Origin of the sequence: Idiomarina sp. 29L (genome assembly GCF_004123135.1) — a bacterium.
In the GTDB taxonomy this organism is placed as follows: domain Bacteria; phylum Pseudomonadota; class Gammaproteobacteria; order Enterobacterales; family Alteromonadaceae; genus Idiomarina.
Map to the genome: position 1 here is coordinate 107,743 of NZ_SDJS01000003.1, position 20,496 is coordinate 128,238.

Annotated in this window: 14 protein-coding genes; 6 read left to right on the forward strand and 8 right to left on the reverse strand. The window is 48.1% G+C overall.

Annotated elements, in window-relative coordinates:
- Positions 1-181 precede the first annotated feature (181 nt).
- The 5 genes from EST55_RS07900 to nspC all read left to right on the forward strand — a co-directional run bounded on the left by EST55_RS07900 (position 182) and on the right by nspC (position 8,101).
- The gene (locus EST55_RS07900) at positions 182-1,600 is read left to right on the forward strand and encodes a sodium-dependent transporter (protein ID WP_129497083.1); all 1,419 of its coding nucleotides are present in this window, start codon (positions 182-184) and stop codon (positions 1,598-1,600) included.
- A 16-nt stretch (positions 1,601-1,616) separates the two neighbouring features.
- Complete coding sequence (locus tag EST55_RS07905; protein WP_129497084.1) at positions 1,617-3,440, forward strand: GNAT family N-acetyltransferase; 1,824 nt, start codon at positions 1,617-1,619, stop codon at positions 3,438-3,440.
- A gap of 63 nt (positions 3,441-3,503) precedes the next feature.
- On the forward strand, positions 3,504-5,672 hold the full coding sequence (locus tag EST55_RS07910) for a prolyl oligopeptidase family serine peptidase (protein WP_129497085.1): 2,169 nt from the start codon (positions 3,504-3,506) through the stop codon (positions 5,670-5,672).
- Positions 5,673-5,756: 84 nt separating this feature from the next.
- Positions 5,757-6,956, forward strand: coding sequence for a saccharopine dehydrogenase family protein (locus EST55_RS07915; protein ID WP_129497086.1), 1,200 nt, complete (start codon positions 5,757-5,759; stop codon positions 6,954-6,956).
- A gap of 11 nt (positions 6,957-6,967) precedes the next feature.
- Positions 6,968-8,101 carry a carboxynorspermidine decarboxylase gene (gene nspC / locus EST55_RS07920; protein ID WP_129497087.1) on the forward strand — a complete coding sequence of 378 codons (1,134 nt, stop codon included), beginning with the start codon at positions 6,968-6,970 and terminating at the stop codon, positions 8,099-8,101.
- Positions 8,102-8,131: 30 nt separating this feature from the next.
- Here nspC and EST55_RS07925 read toward each other — a convergent pair whose 3' ends face one another.
- The 7 genes from EST55_RS07925 to acs are packed head-to-tail and all read right to left on the reverse strand — an operon-like array spanning position 8,132 to position 17,659.
- Positions 8,132-8,764 carry a tetratricopeptide repeat protein gene (locus EST55_RS07925; RefSeq protein WP_100691593.1) on the reverse strand — a complete coding sequence of 211 codons (633 nt, stop codon included), beginning with the start codon at positions 8,762-8,764 and terminating at the stop codon, positions 8,132-8,134.
- A 28-nt stretch (positions 8,765-8,792) separates the two neighbouring features.
- Positions 8,793-9,578, reverse strand: a complete 786-nt coding sequence (locus tag EST55_RS07930) for a type III pantothenate kinase (RefSeq protein ID WP_129497088.1) — start codon at positions 9,576-9,578, stop codon at positions 8,793-8,795.
- A 9-nt stretch (positions 9,579-9,587) separates the two neighbouring features.
- Complete coding sequence (gene birA / locus EST55_RS07935) at positions 9,588-10,571, reverse strand: bifunctional biotin--[acetyl-CoA-carboxylase] ligase/biotin operon repressor BirA (protein WP_129497089.1); 984 nt, start codon at positions 10,569-10,571, stop codon at positions 9,588-9,590.
- Between the two features lie 28 nt (positions 10,572-10,599).
- Complete coding sequence (murB, locus tag EST55_RS07940; protein ID WP_129497090.1) at positions 10,600-11,589, reverse strand: UDP-N-acetylmuramate dehydrogenase; 990 nt, start codon at positions 11,587-11,589, stop codon at positions 10,600-10,602.
- Positions 11,590-11,612: 23 nt separating this feature from the next.
- Complete coding sequence (locus EST55_RS07945) at positions 11,613-15,068, reverse strand: PAS domain-containing hybrid sensor histidine kinase/response regulator (protein ID WP_129497091.1); 3,456 nt, start codon at positions 15,066-15,068, stop codon at positions 11,613-11,615.
- Positions 15,065-15,697 (reverse strand): response regulator transcription factor, encoded by a 633-nt coding sequence (locus EST55_RS07950; RefSeq protein WP_100691588.1) that lies wholly within the window; start codon positions 15,695-15,697, stop codon positions 15,065-15,067. Before EST55_RS07950 ends, EST55_RS07945 begins: the two co-directional genes overlap by 4 nt.
- A gap of 21 nt (positions 15,698-15,718) precedes the next feature.
- A complete protein-coding gene (gene acs, locus EST55_RS07955) occupies positions 15,719-17,659 on the reverse strand; it encodes an acetate--CoA ligase (protein WP_129497092.1) in 1,941 nt (646 codons plus the stop codon).
- Between the two features lie 201 nt (positions 17,660-17,860).
- Here acs and EST55_RS07960 point away from each other — a divergent pair, with 201 nt between their 5' ends.
- Positions 17,861-19,030 (forward strand): DcaP family trimeric outer membrane transporter, encoded by a 1,170-nt coding sequence (locus EST55_RS07960; RefSeq protein WP_129497093.1) that lies wholly within the window; start codon positions 17,861-17,863, stop codon positions 19,028-19,030.
- Between the two features lie 84 nt (positions 19,031-19,114).
- Here EST55_RS07960 and EST55_RS07965 read toward each other — a convergent pair whose 3' ends face one another.
- The gene (locus EST55_RS07965; RefSeq protein WP_129497094.1) at positions 19,115-20,422 is read right to left on the reverse strand and encodes an alkaline phosphatase; all 1,308 of its coding nucleotides are present in this window, start codon (positions 20,420-20,422) and stop codon (positions 19,115-19,117) included.
- Positions 20,423-20,496 lie beyond the last annotated feature (74 nt).

Sequence of the window (20,496 nt, forward strand, 5' to 3'; positions counted from 1 at the left end):
TATCGCATTTGTAATGGATGTTAATAAATTTTTTAGCACTCAGGTCGGACTTGCCAATATTCACGACGTATTCACTCATCCGCTGCTTGCCGTTAACGTTACCCCTTGCTAGGATTGCTGGAATTTAAAAATTGATGCTTACAAAGCACCTCAAGATAATAACGATAACAAGAAGGTCAGAATGAGCGAACAACGCGATCAATTCAGCTCTAAAATTGGATTTATACTTGCCGCGGCAGGCTCTGCCGTTGGTATCGGAAACTTAGTTGGCTTCCCTGTTGCCGCAACAAAAAACGGTGGCGGTGCCTTTCTTATTATTTATGCTTTGTTCGTTGCCTTTATCTGCCTGCCAGTCATGCTGGCAGAAATGGGGCTGGGCCGCCGCGCACAAAAAAGCCCGCTAGGCTCTTATCAGGTACTTTCTCCTGACAACAAGGGCTGGCATATTGCCGGACTACTGGCGGTCATTACTCCCTTTATGATTGCCGTGTTTTACATGGTGATTACCGTCTGGATATTCGGTTATTTATGGCATTCAATCACCGGAAATCTGGCCATGCTGGCTGACGCTGAGTACTTTGGCCAGTTCGTCAATGACTACGGCTTTGTTGGGTTTCTCGTCGCAGTTACCGTCATTATCAACGTTATTCTTGTTGGCGGTGTCAGGAAAGGCATTGAAAAGGCCGCTAAATTTCTTATGCCAGCGCTTTTCATTATGCTTGTATTGCTGGTTATTTTTGTATTATCGCTAGACAACGCCGCATTAGGGGTCGAGTTTTACTTAGTGCCGGACTTCTCAAAAATCGACGGTTCTGTCGTGAACGGTGCGCTTGCTCAAGCGTTCTTCTCATTGTCATTGGGTATGGGTATTTTGATTACCTACGGCTCTTATTTCAGCCGTCGCGATGACATTGTTACTTCCGGCAAGCTGGTCGCCCTGACCGATACCGCCGTCGCATTTACCGCTGGTTTAATGACTCTGCCAGCTATCTTCGCCATCAACCCGAATACCAACCCGGACACATTGAGTGACTCTTCGGTGAGTATGATTTTCTCTTTCTTCCCGCAAATCTTTGTGGCTTTAGAAGGTGTTGTTGGCTACGTTGGCGCCAGTATCGCCGCAACAGTTTTCTTCCTGCTGACGTTCATCGCCGCTATAACGTCATTGGTATCGATACTCGAAGTACCAACCGCAGCGATTATTGAAAAAGCGAAGTTCAGTCGTAAGAAAACGCTCTTGGTTATGGGCTTTGCCGTGACCGTACTCACATTGATAGCGGCGACATCGTTTGGTTTTGTGCCTGCGTTTACTGAATTTACCGCGTATGCCGGACAGCCAAAGTCAGTATTCGACGTCATTTATGACGTATTTTATGACACCATATTGCCGTTAAACGGTTTACTTATCTGCTTGTTTGTTACACTACACTGGCGTCGTAAAGGGCTTGAAGATGAACTTTCAGAAGGCAATCCAAATTATAGAAATACGTTACTTGCTAAATATGTTCGTATTTCAATCAGTACCTTTATTCCGTTAATTCTTGCGGTTGTGTTTATCAACACAGTACTGACTAAGTTTGTTGGATTCTCCATATTCTAAAGACGGAGCCATATCAATGAGTCGTGGCGGTTTTCGACAGCTAAAACTGCTGCAAACAGCGAGCCAATGGCAGCAAGCCTGCCAGGCTCGCTCTTCTAAAAGCATTCTTCTTTCTCAAACTGATGTACACGCAGACGCTCAACTCAATCGGTATCGTGACTACTTAGGTCATGAGTTCGAGAGCGTTTTTCTTGATTGCCACAACGGCATTAATGCCGACGCGATTTGTGCATTATGCGGCACTGTTATCGGTGGCGGACAACTCATTATTTACCTTCCCCATGAGCCTTCAGCCATGCGCGAGCGGCTGCATTATTTCGCCAATAAATACTTCCCCCAAAATCAATTGCAAAAGCGGCAAAAAAGCACCTCCCAAAAGGAATTTGATGACGCCATAGTTGGACTTCAGACGTTACAAAAAGAACTGATTGATGAGGCCTTTTCTAAAAACCCAATACACACTCACATTATTATCGCTGAGCGCGGCAGAGGAAAAAGCACCTTGTTGGGAAAAGTACTCAGTCAGGTCAGTAATGCGTCCCCCAATGTCGATTTCGTTGTAACGGCTCCGAGAAAAGCGAACGCACAGGTTTTGCTAAAAAACGCTCCCAACACCACCTTCAAAGCATGGGACAAGTTATTAGAGCAGCCCAGTAAAGAAGAAAAGTGGCTGATTATTGATGAGGCCGCAGGCATACCGTTGTGGGCAACAGAGCAACTTTGCGAAAAATTCACGCCATGGTTATTAGCGACAACGGTGTCGGGCTACGAAGGTTGTGGCCGAGGCTTTGCAATTCATTTTCAGGATTGGGCAAAACAAGAGTTTCTCCGGGTAAAAAGTCATCAACTCAATACGCCAATGCGCTGGCCACTAAACGACCCGCTAGAGCAGTGGTTAACGGACTGTTTTCTTATGGATGAGTCACCCGTTTTACCCGATCCCGGACTTGCTGACGGCCAGTTTCTAGAGTATGCCGCTGACATGAGTGAAAGCACGCTGCGTCAATGTTTTCAGTTATTACTCAATGCGCATTATCAAAGCAGTCCAAATGATCTCAACCTGTTATTGAGCGATTCATTACATCGCCTGGCCTATACACGTAAAAACGGGGAAATCATTGCTGTCGCCTGGCTTATTCAGGAAGGGCCACTGGCTCCAGAACTGCATACCGGTATTTTAGAGGGCAGACGACGCCCCAAAGGTAACCTGCTACCACAAGCTATTGGTTACTTTCTTCAACAACCCTGGGCGCTTAGCGCGCGTTGGCTAAGAGTTGCCCGTATTGCCGTGCCCGAACATGAGCGTCATAAGGGCAATGCTTCCCAATTGCTCGACTTTATTGCGCAACATCCCAAGCACAGCGCTATCGACAAATTCGGTACTAGTTTCGCTTGGGAACCAGGCGTTGCTAACTTCTGGGAAACCAATGGTTTTGTGCCTTGGCGCATCAGTCATCGTCTCGACAGTGTGTCTGCGCGCCCCGCCGCCATTTATGTCAAAACAGCCTCCAGCGACAATGCTTCTATTCACGATATTCATCAGTGGGCGCACGCTGAACACCAGTGGCTTAGCGAATCGAAAGCCTGCATTCCGGACGACTTAAACCAACCCCACTTAGCCCAGCTACTGGTCGACGCTTACTTAAAAGAGCGAATACCATTTGATGCGGCACACTTTGCGCTAGCCGTATTCTATAAAAATAAGCGCCCTACTGACCGTCTGACAACACTGTTGGCAATGCCCACTTTGTCATTAAAAGAGCTAGCCAGTTACTTAGGTTGTTCATCAAAACAACAGGCCAATGTAAAACTCCGTAAAGATACCGCACAGCTCGTCTAATGTGACTTGTTGTTTTCTCAACAACTTTCTATGATCAAGTCAGTCTTAACAAAGGGGAAGGCAATGACTCGTTACTCATCGCTAAAAGCATTACTGGCTGTTATATCTGGGGCAATTATTCTTGGCGCGTGCAGTTCACAACCTGAGCCTCAACAAAAATCGCCTTATGGGTTCCCAGAAACTAAAACGGTTAATCAAACAGATAACTATCATGGCACTATCGTTGCCGACCCTTATCGTTGGCTGGAGAACCTTAACTCAGACGAAGTTGAGCAATGGGTCAATCGCCAAAACACATTTTCCACCCCGTCTTTGCAGCAACTGCCTGCTTATAGTGAGTTGAAACAGCGGCTTACAGAGCTTTGGAATTACAAAAAAATAGGCACGCCGTTTCAATACGCAAACCGGTATTTTTATTTTGCCAACGATGGCCTGCAAAGCCAGGACATTCTCTACACAATGACCGCCTTAGACAGTGCTCCGGAAATAGTCATTGATCCGAATAAACTCAGCGAAGACGGTACTTTATCACTGGCGAGAATACAGGTCTCCCCAAACGCAAAGTACATCGCTTACTCGGTTTCAGAAAAAGGCAGTGACTGGAATCATATTCGCGTTAAAAATATCGAATCGGGAGACGTTTTGTCAGAGCGTATTGAAGGCGTTAAGTTCTCGAACGTCGCTTGGCTTCCCAACGAGAACGGCTTTTATTACAGCCGCTATCCGCAACATGCCAACGGAAAATACGATGACTCAGAGCCGGTCAGTGTCTACTTTCATCGCATCGGCCGCTCGCAAAAAGACGATGAGCTGATCTTCGCATTGCCGGAGCAGCCAAGCTGGAATCCTTACCCGGAAGTCACTCACGACGGTCGGTATCTACTAATTAATGTCTCATCCGGCTACGATGCAAACGCCGTGTTCAGCCGTCCATTATCCGAAGACGGCGCGCCTTTTACCGGACTCTTAACCAAATGGGACGGACAGTACGATTACGTAACGAGCCACAATAGCAAGCTGCTCTTTCGAACCACAGCTCAGGCCCCCAGAGGACGAGTTATCGCCATTGATATGAGCGACACGGGTGATAACAACTGGTCGGAAATAATTCCTGAAAATACTCATACGTTGACTTCAGTGTCCGCTGTTAACGGGCAACTGTTCGCACACTACCTGCAAAACGCCCACTCGCGCGTTGGTATTTTTAATCAACAGGGGCAGTTACTACAGGAGTTAGCCTTACCCGGAATAGGCACAGTATCCGGCTTTAACGGCTCTCCGTCTGCTGACGACACCTTCTTTAATTTTTCAGGCTTTACTGAACCCGGAAAAATTTACCGATACCAAGTGGAGCAGCAGCGCACAACGTTATGGCAGGAGGTCGAATTCCCCGCCGAACTTGAGCCATACGAAACGCATCAAGTCATCTATGAGAGCAAAGACGGTACAGAGATACCGATGTTTCTGGTGCACTCAGAAAGTGTCGAATTAGATGGCACCAACCCAACACTATTGTATGGCTATGGCGGTTTTAATATCTCTTTAACCCCTGAATTTAAAGCAGACCGCATTGCCTGGTTAGAAATGGGTGGTGTTCTGGCAATACCTAACCTGCGTGGTGGCGGAGAATTTGGTGAACAATGGCATCAGGCTGGTACAAAAGCTAACAAGCAAACGGTGTTTGATGACTTTATCGCCGCGGCCGAATGGTTAATTAAAAACAACTATACCAACAGAGACAAGCTCGCTATCCATGGTCGCAGTAATGGTGGCTTGCTCGTCGGAGCCACCATGACTCAACGCCCAGAATTATTTGCTGCGGCAATTCCTACGGTTGGTGTATTGGATATGCTGCGTTACCACTTACCCAACGCCAATGCCCGCGGCTGGGGCAGTGAATTCGGATTAAGTGAAAATGCCGATGAGTTTGCTGCTTTATATGAATATTCTCCGGTTCATAATACCAAAGCGGGCACTTGCTACCCGGCCACTCTCGTCACCACTGCTAATAATGATAACCGGGTTGCGCCTTGGCACAGCTACAAGTTTGCGGCAGCACTGCAAGCCAACCAAAGCTGCGACAACCCGGTGCTGTTGAATGTCGAGACTCGAGCCGGTCATGGTGCTGGCACACCAACGTGGATGAAAATTGAGTCAGCAGCTGAGAAATGGGCATTTTTACACAAAGAACTCAATGTAAACAAAGAGAAGAGAAGCTCGGCTTCTCAATGATGATTTTCAAAAAATGTGCTATCTTTCGCGACAATCTTATTCGTAAAATAAGTCCGTTAACGATTTCTGTGAAGGATAGCATTCATGTCTAAAGTTCTTATTATTGGCGCTGGCGGTGTCGCCGGTGTTGTTGTTCAAAAATGTGCGCGCTTGCCGGAAGTATTCTCTGAAATACACTTAGCCAGCCGTACCTTATCTAAATGTCAGGCACTTCAAGAAAAAGCCGGCAAAGAGCGCGTTGTTGGCGTGTATCAGGTTGATGCTGATGACGCTGCAGAAGTCGCCGAGCTTATTCGTGGCATTAACCCGTCGCTGGTTATCAATGTCGCTCTACCCTATCAGGATTTACCAATTATGGACGCTTGTTTAGAAACTGGCGTTCACTACTTGGATACCGCTAACTACGAGCCGAAAGACGAAGCGAAATTCGAGTACTCGTGGCAGTGGGCGTACCAAGATAAGTTTAAAGAAAAAGGCTTAATGGCGCTTTTAGGTGCTGGCTTTGACCCGGGTGTAACCAACGTATTTACTGCTTACGCGGCTAAACATTACTTTGACGAGGTTCATTACTTAGACATTGTTGACTGCAACGGTGGTGATCATGGCCAAGCCTTTGCAACCAACTTTAACCCGGAAATTAATATCCGCGAAATTACTCAGCGCGGCAAATACTGGGAGAATGGTGAGTGGCATGAAACCGACCCTATCAGTGTTCGTAAAGACTTAGACTATCCAAATGTTGGTGTGCGTCCGTCTTACCTGCTGTTCCACGAAGAGTTGGAGTCTCTGGTTAAGCACTTCCCAACCATTAAGCGTGCGCGCTTCTGGATGACGTTTGGCGACCAATACTTAACTCACCTGCGTGTTTTAGAAAACGTGGGCATGACCTCTATTGACCCGGTAGAGTTCGAAGGCAAAAAAATTGTGCCTCTGGAGTTCTTAAAAGCGGTATTACCTAACCCGGGGTCACTGGCAGAAGGTTACACCGGCAAAACTTGTATCGGTACTTATGTCACCGGTATGAAAGACGGCCAAGAGAAAACCATTTTCATCTACAACAACTGTGACCACGCCGAAACGAACAAAGAAGTTGGCGCGCAGGCCGTGTCATACACTACCGGTGTTCCAGCCATGATAGCTGCTTCCCTCATGCTTCAGGGCGAGTGGATGAAGCCCGGTGTATGGAACATGGAACAATTTGACCCGGATGAGTTCATGAACCGTTTGAACCAGTATGGTTTGCCATGGCACGTACAAGAGTGCGACAAGCCATTTGAGAAGTAAGTGAGTCATCGATGAGCCATTATTTATCGCCGGATATTCCGTCGCCATGTTACGTGCTGGATGAAAAACTACTGCACCGCAACCTAGAGCTTATGCAATACGTCCAGGAGCAAAGTGGTGCAGACATTATTCTTGCGCTGAAAGGCTACTCTATGTGGTCAGCGTTTCCGCTCATTAAACAGTACTTAAAAGGCTGCACCGCAAGCTCGGTATGGGAAGCTAAACTGGCCGCCTACGAATTTGGTCGTGAAGTTCATGCCTACGCGCCGGCTTATAAACAAAGCGATATTGATGAGCTAATGCCGCTGGTAAATCACTTGTCGTTTAATAGCGTGACCCAGTGGCAGCGCTATCGCGATCAAGTGGCAGAAGCTGGCGTTTCTATTGGTTTACGCATAAACCCGGAACACCAAGAGGCGGACACCGAGCTGTACGATCCGAGCGCTCCCGGCTCGCGACTAGGCATTAGAGCCAGCGAGTTAAGCCAGCACGATTTAACGGGCGTTGAGGGCTTACACGTGCACAACTTGTGCGAGTGTGACTCCTTCGCATTAGAGCGTACGCTGGAAGCGGTAGAAAGTCGCTTCGGTGAACAACTTAAGCAGGTTAAATGGCTTAATTTAGGTGGTGGTCACTTAATGACCCGAAAAGGTTATGATGTCGAGCACCTAATAAGCCAACTTAAGCGGCTGCGCGAAACTTACGACCTTCAGGTGATTTTAGAGCCCGGGTCTGCGGTTGCCTGGCAAACCGGACCATTGGTTTGTGAAGTGGTGGATATTGTCGAGAACAATGGCTCTATCGCGTTGCTTGATATTTCAGCGACAGCGCACATGCCTGACGTACTGGAAATGCCTTACCGACCAGTAATTACCGGTGCGGCTCTACCAGGGGAAAAGGCCTTCAGCTACCGCTTAGGCGGCAATAGCTGCTTAGCCGGCGATGTCATTGGTGAGTACAGTTTTGATCAAGCACTGGCTGTGGGTGACCGCTTAATATTTGAAGATATGATGCATTACACCATGGTGAAGACATCGTTTTTTAATGGTGTACAGCATCCTGCTATTGGTATATTGCGCGAAGACGGACGCTTTGACTGCATACGAGAGTTTAGTTACGAGGACTTCCGCAGCCGTCTCTCATAGTCTATTAGAGACGAAAAACGTAAGCGGCCACTATTCCAGTGGCCGTTTTGCTTCTTCTACCACAGAAGGCGGCATGCGCTCTGATAATTGCGCTAATTGTTGCTGAATTTCCCGATGTTTAGCCGTATCGCCGGTCACCGAGTTATGCAGCCAATGGTAGGCGTTTTCGTAATCATACGGACTGCCATGACCATTCAGTAAGATACTGGCAAAGCGCTGCTGGGCACGGAGGTTTCCGAGAGACGCCGCCTCACGCAAATATAAAATGGCGCGTTCAATGTCCTGCTGTACCAACCGCCCCTCATGATAATATCGCCCTAGCTGCTCAAGAGCCTCGACTAAACCTTGTTCTGCCGCCTTTTCCATATACAGCAAGCCAATTTCAGCATCTCGCTCGTAGCAAATCCCCCAGGCTTTCATATCACCGTATAAGAATTGATACGTTGGTCGACGTTCCAGCTCTGCCTGAGCTTCAATGTCTTGTGCCAACTGGCAACGATCAATATCGCGAACCTGAGTAATGTGCTCATTGGTGGCAAACATCTCGACCAATTCTGCGTCAGAATACAGCTGAACCGCTTCTATGTCTTGAGACTTCGCTGGTAAAGTTAATAAAAGACCACTTATTGCGGCTGCCACTAACGCTGCTTTATGCCACGCCATTTTTGACTCCAGTTCGCTTATTCAATCACTACTGTTCGTTATCGGCACAAAGTCGCAAACCCTTAAACGTTAAGTCATCAATACGACAGACACTATCACTTAAATGAGAGGCCAATTGCTCGCTATCACCGCCGGTCACAACTACGGTAAAGGCTTCATCGTTAAATAACGAAGGAGACAGTTTAGCGGCTTCATACACAACACCTACTAAACTTGCTTCAATACCGTGCAACATTCCCTCTCGGGTACTGACGCCCGGCTCCAGCTTTGCCTTAGCACTATGCTCAACAGGAACATTCCCCAGCTGTGCGGTGCCCTGACCAAGGGCATTGAGCATTAGCTGTCGACCGGGCACTATCCAGCCACCTAAATGCTGACCTTCGCGAGTCAGCCAGTCCACCGTCAATGCTGTCCCCGCATCGATGATAACAGCATGCCCTTTGACCGCTTTGTGACATCCCAATAGAACCAACCAACGGTCAGCGCCTAAGGCTTCCGGCTTGTTTTTATACGCATTCTCTACGCCCAACTGCGACGCCCGAGTGCGTTGCCAACGTACACTAATACCAAGCTCAGCCAATGACTGATTAAGCATATCAACCACTTGTACGGACGCCACACTGACACCTAGGGCTTCTGTCGTTTTTTTAATTTGCTCACGGTTAATCACACCAAGCAAAATGTCCTTTAATGAACGACTCAAGTCATTCAACCAATGTTGATGTTCAATCGCACCTAAGGCTTGAATAGAGTCAGTGGACTTATCCCACCAAGCAAACTTACAGCGCGTGTTACCCGCATCAATGAGTAGCATCTAATGACCTTAATGTTGTAAACGTAAACTAATTTCGCCGCCAAAATAGCGTTTCACGCCCGCTTCATCCTGAACCAACAACGCACCGTTTTCATCAATGCCGCGACAGGTTCCTATACATTCGCGTTGTCCCATTATTAAGCGTACCGGCTTATCAAGAAACTGATCGTAAGCACGCCAGCGCGCCTGAAATGCACTAAGACCGGCTGAATCATATTCAGACAGGCACGCCAGAACTAACTCCCGGACTCGCGCTGCTATCAGGTTACGCGACATAAAAGCAGGCGCTTCACTACTGATATCCGTCCATGCCTGATCAATGCTTTCAGCCACACGTTCAGGCATTTTTAAATTAATACCTATGCCAATAATGCTATGCGCAGAGCCATCTGCCAGCGTTTCTAAGTCGACTAAAATACCAGACACCTTTTTGCCTTTTATATAGACATCATTCGGCCATTTTAGACCAACACCTTCAATACCCAACGACTCAAAACACTCGGCCAAGGCAACACCTACCGCCAGGCTCAGCCCCATAGCCCCATGAATGCCCTCTGCCAACGGCCAATAAACACTGAAATATAAATTACTGCCAAAAGGCGAGATCCAGCGTTTACCCCGCCGCCCCCGACCTGCTGTTTGAGCCTCAGCAAATACCGAATAGCCGGCGGCCAGAGGCTGCTTTTGCGCCAGTAATTTAAGCTCATCATTACTGGAGTCAACAACCGAGTAAACCGCAAAATCAGGTGCTTCATGAAAATGTTCAGTGGCCTGCTTTATCTTTTCTTTATCGAGCAACTCCAGCTGTTGTGACAGTTTGTAACCTTTACCGCTAACCGAAAACAGTTCGAGGCCGAGCTCCTCTAACTTATGAATATGTTGGTTCACCGCCGCTCTGGAAATGCTCAGCTGCTCCCCCAGCGACTGCCCGGAGTGAAATTCGCCATCTGATAATTGCTGAATCAGTTGATCAAGTCGCTGTGACTGCTTCATTATGCTCGTTCCTTGCTCTTTGAAGCGTTCATAAATCAATTAGTCCGTGAGCGCCTACCAGCCGAACTTCCGGCTCAAGTGTGACACCCGTTACATCATAGACTCTGTCCTGAATTTCTTGTGCTAACGCCACCAAATCAGAGCCCTGAGCTTGTCCGTTATTAATTAAGACCAAAGCCTGTTGAGGGTTGACCCCAACATCCCCCACCGACAATGATTTCAAACCCAGCTTGTCGATAAGCCAACCCGCCGCCAGCTTTACAGAGCTGTCGGAAACAGGGTATGACACTAATCCGGGCAATTTAGCCTCCAGCGCCTTTAAGTGCTCCACCGATACCACCGGGTTTTTAAAGAAACTGCCGGCATTAGGTGTCACTGCCGGATCCGGTAGTTTCCGCTGGCGAGTTTCAATCACTTTGTCAAAGACAGCCTGTGCAGTCACCGGCGTGGACAGGTCATTTAACGGCGCGTAATGCGTCACCGGCTGCCAGTTTTTAGGCAAAAGGAAGCTGACTTCGGTTATAAACCAACGTCCCGGCGTTTGTTTGAAAATACTGTCGCGATAACCGAACTGGCAATCCAACGGCGTAAAATACGCCCAGTGACGTTTTTCAACGTCCCATGCGGTCACCAGCTCAATGAACTGCGATACTTCAACACCATAAGCGCCAATATTTTGCACAGGTGCGGCTCCGACAGAGCCAGGGATCAGCGCCAGGTTTTCCAAACCGTTAATGTCTTTTGAGCGAAGTTCGCTAACCAACGCATGCCAGTTTTCGCCACCGGCAACGGTCACCCGGAAAAACTCAGGCAACTCATCAACCTGAATGCCTTTCAGGGCGTTATGAATGATGGTTCCCTGAAAGTCTTCAATAAACGCTGTGTTGCTGCCTTCCCCCAGCAAATACCAGGGCTCTCGCGGTTGTAGCGTGGTCAAATCATCCGTGTGCGTAATCTCAACAAAATCAAAGCACTGTGCCGGTAAGCGAAATGTGTGTAAATTCGATAAATCCCTCAAGCGAGGCCTCGTAATATTGCTGGTTATTTTCGCATGCTAATATATTTCAAAAACGCTTTTAACGCAGCCGGTTTTACGGGTTTTGGTAAAAACTGCAGGCCTAATTGTCGTGCCGACTGCTTCACCGCGTCGTCACTCATTGCCGTTACCAAGGCAGTAGGCACTTTATGTTGCCATTGCTCCCATAGCGCTTCAGCAAGTGACAAACCATCGCCATCACCCAATTGATAATCGACCAGTATGCCGTGTGGCACTTCTTCAGGGTGGCTTTTCGCGTAATCTACCGCTTTGGCGAAGCTATTCACGGTCACCGCCTCGCACTCCCATTTATTCAACAGAGCACTGACGGCATTCAGGTTTTCACGGTCGTCATCCACCACAAACAACCGCAACGATGCATTCGGACCTTCGTCCTGCTGACGCTTAGGTTTGTTCACCACTTGGGCGCTATTACCCAGAGGCACACGAACGGAAAACCGCGAGCCTTTCCCCTCAACAGAAGTAACCTCAACCTCGCAGCCCAACTGCTCGCCCATTCGCTGAGCGACGCTCAATCCAAGTCCAACGCCTTCGACGTTCTGGTTTTGAATGCGATAGAAGGCGTCAAATACTTTGTCTTGCTGCTGAGCGGCTATGCCAGGTCCTGTATCCCATACCGAGATTTCCAGTTCACCGCCTTTTTTACGGACCCCGAGCAAGACACTGCCCTTAGGAGTGTATTTAATAGCATTAGACAAGAAGTTCTGCACAATACGACGTAAATACGTCGGGTCAGTGAATACCGGTCGGTCAACATAAAATGCCCTAAAATCCAGATGCTTCTGATCGGCCAGCATGGCGTATTCTTCGATTAATGGGTTCAGAACCGAGCTTAATTGCACGTGCCGGAACTTCGGCTGTAAAGCGCCTTGGTCCATTTTAGCTATCGACAGCAGCGTAGAAAGCAAGTGTTCAGTAGAGCCAAGTGCGGTATCCAGTTTACCCAATAACTGCTGGTTTTTATCGGACAGCTCTTTTTCATGTATGGCGGACAAGTACAGGCGTGCGGCATTCAACGGCTGCAAAATATCGTGACTGGCCAGCGCCAGAAAACGCGTTTTTGACGCGTTAGCTGCCTCGGCTTCCGCTTTCGCCTTTTTAAGCTCTTCTTCTACCTCGCGACGGCGATCAATTTCTGCGGTTAACTCTTGGTTTATCTCACGAATTTCCTGTGTACGAACATCAACCCGCTGCTCAAGATCGATATTAGCGTCTTCCAACGCCTGCTGTGTTTCTACGTGCGAAGTAATATCGGTAAAACTGGTGACAAAGCCCCCGGTGGGTAATGGGTTACCGACCATTTCGATGACACGACCGTCGGCTCGTCGACGAATGAATCGGTGCGCTGACCCCATTTGCATATACCGCAAACGCTTATTAACAAGCTCATCGACGTCGCCCGGACCACATTCGCCCCGTTCTGCGTTGTAGCGAATGAGAGTGGCAATAGGCTGCCCCGGTTTCACCATGCCTTCCGGATACTCAAACAAGTCTAAATAGCGTTTATTCCAGGCAACCAAACGAAGCTCGGCATCGACTACGCTAATGCCCTGCGCTAAATTTTCAAGTGAGCTGAACAGTATCGATTGCTGAGTTTGCAGGGCTTGCGTGGTGTCGTCAAAAAAGTGCACCACTTCTTCTAAGTTAAGCTGTTTGTCCCGCAGTGCCGCATCAACCAATGAACGCGCCGTGGCAGATCCTAACACGCCAGCTATCGCGCGCTCGACAAAGCCAATAAACGACTTATCAGCCAGCTCCTCAGGAACTAAATCTTTCTCTTCCGGCTGCTGAAAATACTGCATAAGCTGTTGCGCACGCTGGCCGCCTAAAAAGGTCTTCAGCAACAGCATCATGTCGGCGTTAGTAGCATTGTAGTCTTTGTGCAAATGTTGCTGTTCGGGGAGTTTTGCTTTGGGTTTAACAAAGGCGGTTGCCTGAATCCGGTCAACCAGCCTGGGCCGTGCTAACAGTGAAAATGCAATGAAACTAAAGGCGTTGAGCGCCAGGGAAACAACCGTGCCCCGGGTTATAATTTCAACGTCGGTGAGCTCAGGGTAAGAATACAACGGAATTAACACTGCCAGTACCCAACCAATAGACCCCGCGCCAAGTCCAGCATAAACACCACGAGCGTGACCTTTACGCCAGTATAATGCCCCCAGTAACGCAGGCAGCAACTGCAATACCAGTGAGAACGCCAGCAAACCGATACTCACTAAATTGGTCTTCGCCGCCCAGAAGTAATAACAAAAGAACGACAGCACCATCGTGACTGCGATGGCGACCCGACGAATTAACAGCAGCGCCCGATCATATTCCCGCTTGCGCTGCTGCAACGGCAGCTTAGAATCGCGTTGCAGTAATATCGGCATGATAACGTCATTGGTTATCATGGTACTTAGTGTCACCGACGCGATAATCACCATCGCGGTAGCCGCTGAAATACCGCCTATAAAGATAATAAGCGACAACCACAGCTGGTCTTTAAGCAGCGGCAACTGTAATGAAAAGGTTGAACCGTCTCCGCCGTTGCCTATGAAAAAACTTCCGGCAATAGCAATAGGAATAATCGCTGCGGCGGTTAAACTTAAATAAACAGGAAATCCCCAGCGGGCGGTTTTTAAATGCCGAGTGTCAACGTTATCAACCACCGCTACGTGGAACTGTCTGGGCAGACACAAAATAGCGCCAGCTGCCATCAAGGTTTGAACAATAAACTCAAACTCACCAAACTTCGCAAAAGACCATTGTGGCGCTGTTACCGAAGTGAATTGACTCAGCAGCGACGGACCAGAGCTTTCTGCAAGTAGCGACCAGGCAAATACCGCTGCTGCCATTAACGCCACCAGTTTTATCATCGACTCAACCGCAATGGCTAAAATCATACCACTACGATATTCAGTCACTTCCACATGACGTGTTCCAAAAAGCATGGCAAATATCGCCATCAACGCCGCAGCACCCAGTTCTTTTATAGAAAACTCATCCATCACACCGGTGCTTTCCGTTAGCACCGAAAAGCTGACACCCACCGCTTTCAACTGCAGCGCAATATAAGGAATAATGGCGGTAGCCGCTATGGCAGTAACGGCAACGGCTAAGCGCCGACGCTTACCAAAGCGAGAAGAAATAAAGTCGGCAATTGAAGTGATGTTCTGTTGCTTACTGACAGACACCAGCTTTTCGAGCACCCGAATGCCAAACAGAAACAGTAATATGGGTCCCAATAAAATAGGGAAAAACGCCCAGCCTTCGGTAGCGGCATTACCAACCGCTCCGTAGTAAGTCCAGGAGGTGCAGTAAATAGCCAATGACATGGAATAAACCATTGGCTTGTGGCTGATTTTATTTGCCCAGGAGCCTAAACGGTCGCCCCAGGTCGCTACGGCAAACAGAAAAATGACATACGCCAGAGAGGCGAATACCAGCAACCAAGTCATAACTGTAAGCGTTCAGCAACCAGTACAGCTTGAGTACGGCTGTACACTCCGAGTTTACGGAATATAGCCGTGATGTGGGCTTTAACCGTCGCTTCAGTAATACTTAACTGATAAGCGATTTGTTTATTCAGAAGGCCTTCATGTAAAAAGTGAAGTACTCGATATTGCTGCGGTGTTAGTTCAGAGACTTTACGTGCCAGCTCCTGATCTTCGTCAGAAATCACGTCCAAACGTTCACGCGACTCTTTAGGCACCCAGGTTTCACCTTGCAATATGGTGTCTATTGCTTCGGCTATTTCCGCTGACGGCAATGACTTAGGAATAAAACCAAGCGCCCCAAAACCAATGCATTTAGCGACAATGGAAGCCTCCTCACTGCCGGAAATGATAGCAACAGGTAATAACGGATAATCTTCGCGCACCCGAATAAGACCATATAAATCGCCACTGCCCGGCATATGTAAGTCGAGTAACAATAAATCGACGTCATCATCCTTGTTTAGCGCGGCTAATGTCGAATCTAAATCTTCGGCTTCGCGTAGGGTAAGTTCAGAAAAGTGATTCGCGAGAGCGCCTTGCAGCGCCTCGCGAAACAATGGGTGGTCATCTGCGATTAAAAATTTCGCCATGAGATTCCAAATTAAGTGACATTATTTATTCATTCTGTTTTCTATCAATGAATCTACCACACTTGGATCAGCAAGCGTAGAGGTGTCCCCCAAATTCTCATACTCGTTGGCAGCAATCTTACGCAGAATACGACGCATGATTTTACCTGAACGGGTTTTCGGCAAGCCCGTTGTCCAGTGAATCAGGTCAGGCGTTGCAATTGGGCTAAGCTCAGAGCGTACCCAGTTACGAACCTCTTTGGTCAGCTCTTCCGTCACTTCCACACCTTCAACTGGCGTAATATAGACATAAATGCCCTGACCTTTTAAGTCATGCGGGTAACCAACAACCGCCGCTTCGGCCACCGACTTATGCGCGACCAATGCACTTTCAATTTCAGCCGTACCTAAACGGTGTCCCGACACATTCAGGACGTCATCCATACGACCCGTGATCCAGTAGTAACCATCGGCATCACGACGAGCACCGTCGCCACTGAAGTAACGGTTTTTGAACGTTGAGAAGTAGGTTTGCTCAAAACGCTCGTGGTCGCCCCACAGTGTCCGCATTTGGCCCGGCCATGAGTCATTAATCACCAAGCCACCTTCGGCTTCACCCTCTTGTACATTGCCTTCACTATCGACTAATGCAGGTTGAATACCGAAGAAAGGGCGTGTGGCAGAGCCCGGTTTCAGGTCAGTTGCGCCCGGTAACGGCGTAATCAAAATACCGCCGTTTTCGGTCTGCCACCAGGTATCCATGATTGGGCATTTACCATTACCAATAGCACGGTGATACCACTCCCAGGCTTCCGGGTTTATCGGCTCACCGACACTACCTAAAATACGCAGGCTTTCACGGGTCGATGTTTTCGCCGCCTCATCACCTTTTGCCATTAATGCGCGAATAGCGGTTGGCGCGGTATAAAGAATATTCACCTTATGTTTATCGACTATTTCACCGATACGGCCAACCCCCGGGTACGTTGGCACCCCTTCAAACATCAATGTGGTTGCACCGTTGGCCAGTGGCCCGTACACAATATAAGAGTGTCCGGTTATCCAACCAACATCGGCTGCACACCAGTAAACATCGTCATCATGATAATCGAAGACATATTCATGCGTCATCGACGCATATACCATGTAACCGCCGGTGGTGTGCACTACCCCTTTCGGCTTACCGGTAGAACCAGAAGTGTAAAGAATAAACAGGGGATCTTCGGCGCTCATCACTTCCGCCTGACACTCGTCACTGACATCGCCAATAAGCTCGTGCCACCAAACATCGCGCCCCTCTGTCCAGTCCACATTACCCTCTGTCACACGACACACAATACTGTGTTCTAATGAAGGACAGGCACCGTCAGACAAGGCTTTGTCGACATTCGCTTTAAGTCCAATGGTGCTGCCGCCGCGACGACCTTCATCAGCGGTAATAATGGCCTTTGCCTGACAGTCGTTGATACGGTCAGCAATGGCGTTTGGCGAGAAGCCACCAAAGATAACTGAATGAACCGCACCAATACGCGCACAAGCTAACATAGCGTATGCCGCTTCCGGCACCATCGGCATATAAATAGCGACACGGTCACCTTTACCAATACCTAATTTTTTCAAGCCATTAGCAAAACGAGATACCTCTTTATGTAACTCGCGGTAGGTGATGTGTTTGTCTACACTAGGGTCGTCGCCTTCCCAGATAATCGCTGTTTTATCCGCTTTATCGGCAAGGTGGCGGTCGACACAGTTATAACAAGCGTTTAAAGTGCCGTCCTCGTACCATTTGATGCTGACTTTACCCGGCTCAAACGTTGTATTTTTGACTTTGTTATAGGGTGTGAACCAAGTAATGCGCTTTCCGTGTTCACTCCAAAAGCCTTCAGGATCATCAATGGACTGCTGGTACAGTTTTTTATAACCGTCATTGTCGACTTTAGCTTTTGATTTTATGTGGTCTGGAACTGGATACAGTTGCGACATTACCTCTTCCTCCTTATTCGCAAGATGGTAACTGTTGTACGTTTTACGCGCGTTAAACACTATTAGACCATAGTCTAGATTGATAAAAATTGACCAATTAACGACACTTAACGGCAATATTTCTTAGTTATTATCAAATAATAACGACGTAAGGCTTCTCTATAATTAATAACAAACTTGGCTGACATGGGAGAACACACGATGGCCTCAAGTAAAACAAACAAGTTTAAGTATACGGCGGCAGCAGCGGCTGTACTTGGTGTGGCAAGCTTTGGTGCGCAAGCTCAAAGTTCAGAGTTTGACTTTGGTGGTTTTGTAAAGCTCGATATGATGGTATCGGATTATGCGGATGGCTCTGCGCCAAGCAGTGGTAGCATCGCACGTCAACAGTATATACCCAGCTTAACTCCAGTCGGTAGTGAAGGTGACGACATGGCTACTGACTTTCACGCCCGCCAGTCTCGCTTTTTTATAACCAATAAAACAGAACTTGATAATGGCGAAACTATTACTGGTCATATAGAGATGGACTTTATGTTGACGCCTGACGGCGACCAACGTATTTCTAACTCCTACAACCCGCGCCTACGTCACGCTTTTCTTAAATACGGTAACTGGACATTCGGTCAAACCTGGTCAAACTTCCAGGACTTAAACATTCTGGCAGAATCCGTCGACTTCATCGGTATCACTGACGGTATTGTCTTTAACCGTCAGGCTCAAATTCGTTATACCTCTGGTGGTTTTAGCGCCTCAATTGAAAACCCTGAAACCACAGTAACTCCCGCTGGTGGCGGTCGCATCGTTTCCAGCGATGGCTTTATGCCAGACGTCACCTTCAAATACACGGGTAAGTCTGACAACTTGACCTGGCAGGCTTCTGCACTGTTGCGCCAGCTGACTTATGACGTGACGCAAACCGGTGATGACGAAACGACTTTCGGTTACGGTGTGAGCTTTGGTGCTAAATACACCTTTGGCATGGATGACATTCGTGCATCCATTACCACCGGCTCGGGTTTAGGCCGCTACTTAGGTCTTAACACCTGGAACGGCGCCTATATCGATGCTAACGGCGAATTAGAAGCCATTGACTCGACCGGTATCTCATTTGCGTACCGCCATTTCTGGACTGAGAAACTGCGTTCAAATGTTGTTTATTCACGAGGCTGGGCTGACAACGATGGAGAATTACTGGCTCTTGCTGGCGACATGACTGAGTACACACAACGCCTGGCGTTTAACCTCATGTATTCACCGGCTTCAAACCTGACCTTTGGCGCAGAAATTTCACAAGCCAATCGTGAAACCGAAGCCAATGTTGACGGCGACTTAAACCGTCTACAACTGATGGCGATGTACAAGTTTTAAACGATATACCCAACCAAAAACGCCGGTAACCACAATGGGTTACCGGCGTTTTTTCTGTTTGGATACTCTCTAATCAGACAGCGTTTACTTCACAATCTCAATAAGCCGCTTGCCAATATCCGTATTATTCATGTACCCACGAAAACCTTCCGCATAAGGTCCTTTAGCAAACACAGGAACATCAACAGCCGTATGGCCACTTGTTGTCCAACCTGTACCGGTAATATCACCCGTAATATAAACCAGCGCATCGTGGATGGCGTCTTCTCGCTCTTTACCTTCTTGCTCAGCAGCCAGCGCCAGCTCGTCGATATAGTCTTGAGTCAGTTCAAAATTCACTTTGTCAGCCACATACTCAGGCCACTGCTCGGCGTCCATATTCAACAGTTCATTGCGCATTGTCGCAATAGAGCTTTCAATGGACATGACCCGATCGGAATACCATGCGTACTCACCATCGCGTCCAAGGGTTAACCCTCCAGTTGAGTGGTCTGCCGTCATCACTAATAACGTATTAGGGTTGTCTTGCATAAAATCAGCGACAACCGATAACGCTTTATTGAGCGAGTCCATCTCATGCACAGCACAGGCAATGTCGTTAGCATGACCGCACCAGTCAATTTGGCTGCCTTCAATCATGAGCGCGAACGGCTTGTCGTCACCTGACAATAAACGTAACGCATTGCTGGTCATTTGAGCCAGCGAGTCTTTACCTTCATCAATTGCATGCGGCAGACCTTTTGGTGCGAACAAGCCCATGACCGGCGCCTGCTCCACTTGATCTAACATTTGCATGTCCTGAACTACCTTCAGGCCACGTTGCTCAAGCAGTTCGACCCAGTTCTTGTCGTCACGAATAAAATACTGCTGACCGCCGCCGAGCAGGACGTCATAAGATGCTTCGTCTTCTATGTACTGCTGCGCCATTAAGTCAGCAATTTGATTGTATTCATAGCGCGACGGATGATGAGAGAAAAATGACGCCGGTGTCGCATGATTAATTTGTGAGGTCGATACAGAGCCTGTCATATAACCACTATTTTTAGCGTATTCCATGACTGTTTTTAACGACGTTTTATCGTTATCCACGCCAATAGCGCCGTTATACGACTTTTCGCCTGTCGCTAATGCCGTCGCGCCCGCCGCCGAATCGGTTACCCAGGTATCGTCTTCAGGATAGGTCGTTGCTGCTCCGGTTAGATAGTGATCAAACTGTGTTTCTGCAATCTTTTTGGTGTCTAAATCTGACGTGGCATAGCGGTAAGCACTGATAAACTCGAAGCCCATACCGTCGCCAATCACATAAATAATATTGGGCTTCTGCTCTTCGGCTACTGCGCCTGATGCACTCATTGCAAGCCCGATAGCTGCGGCCGTTAATGTTTTTTTCATACAACAACTCCGTCTGGTTCTGTAACACTCATAAGACTATGAGCAAGATTATATCAAGCACTCAATGTCAGTGA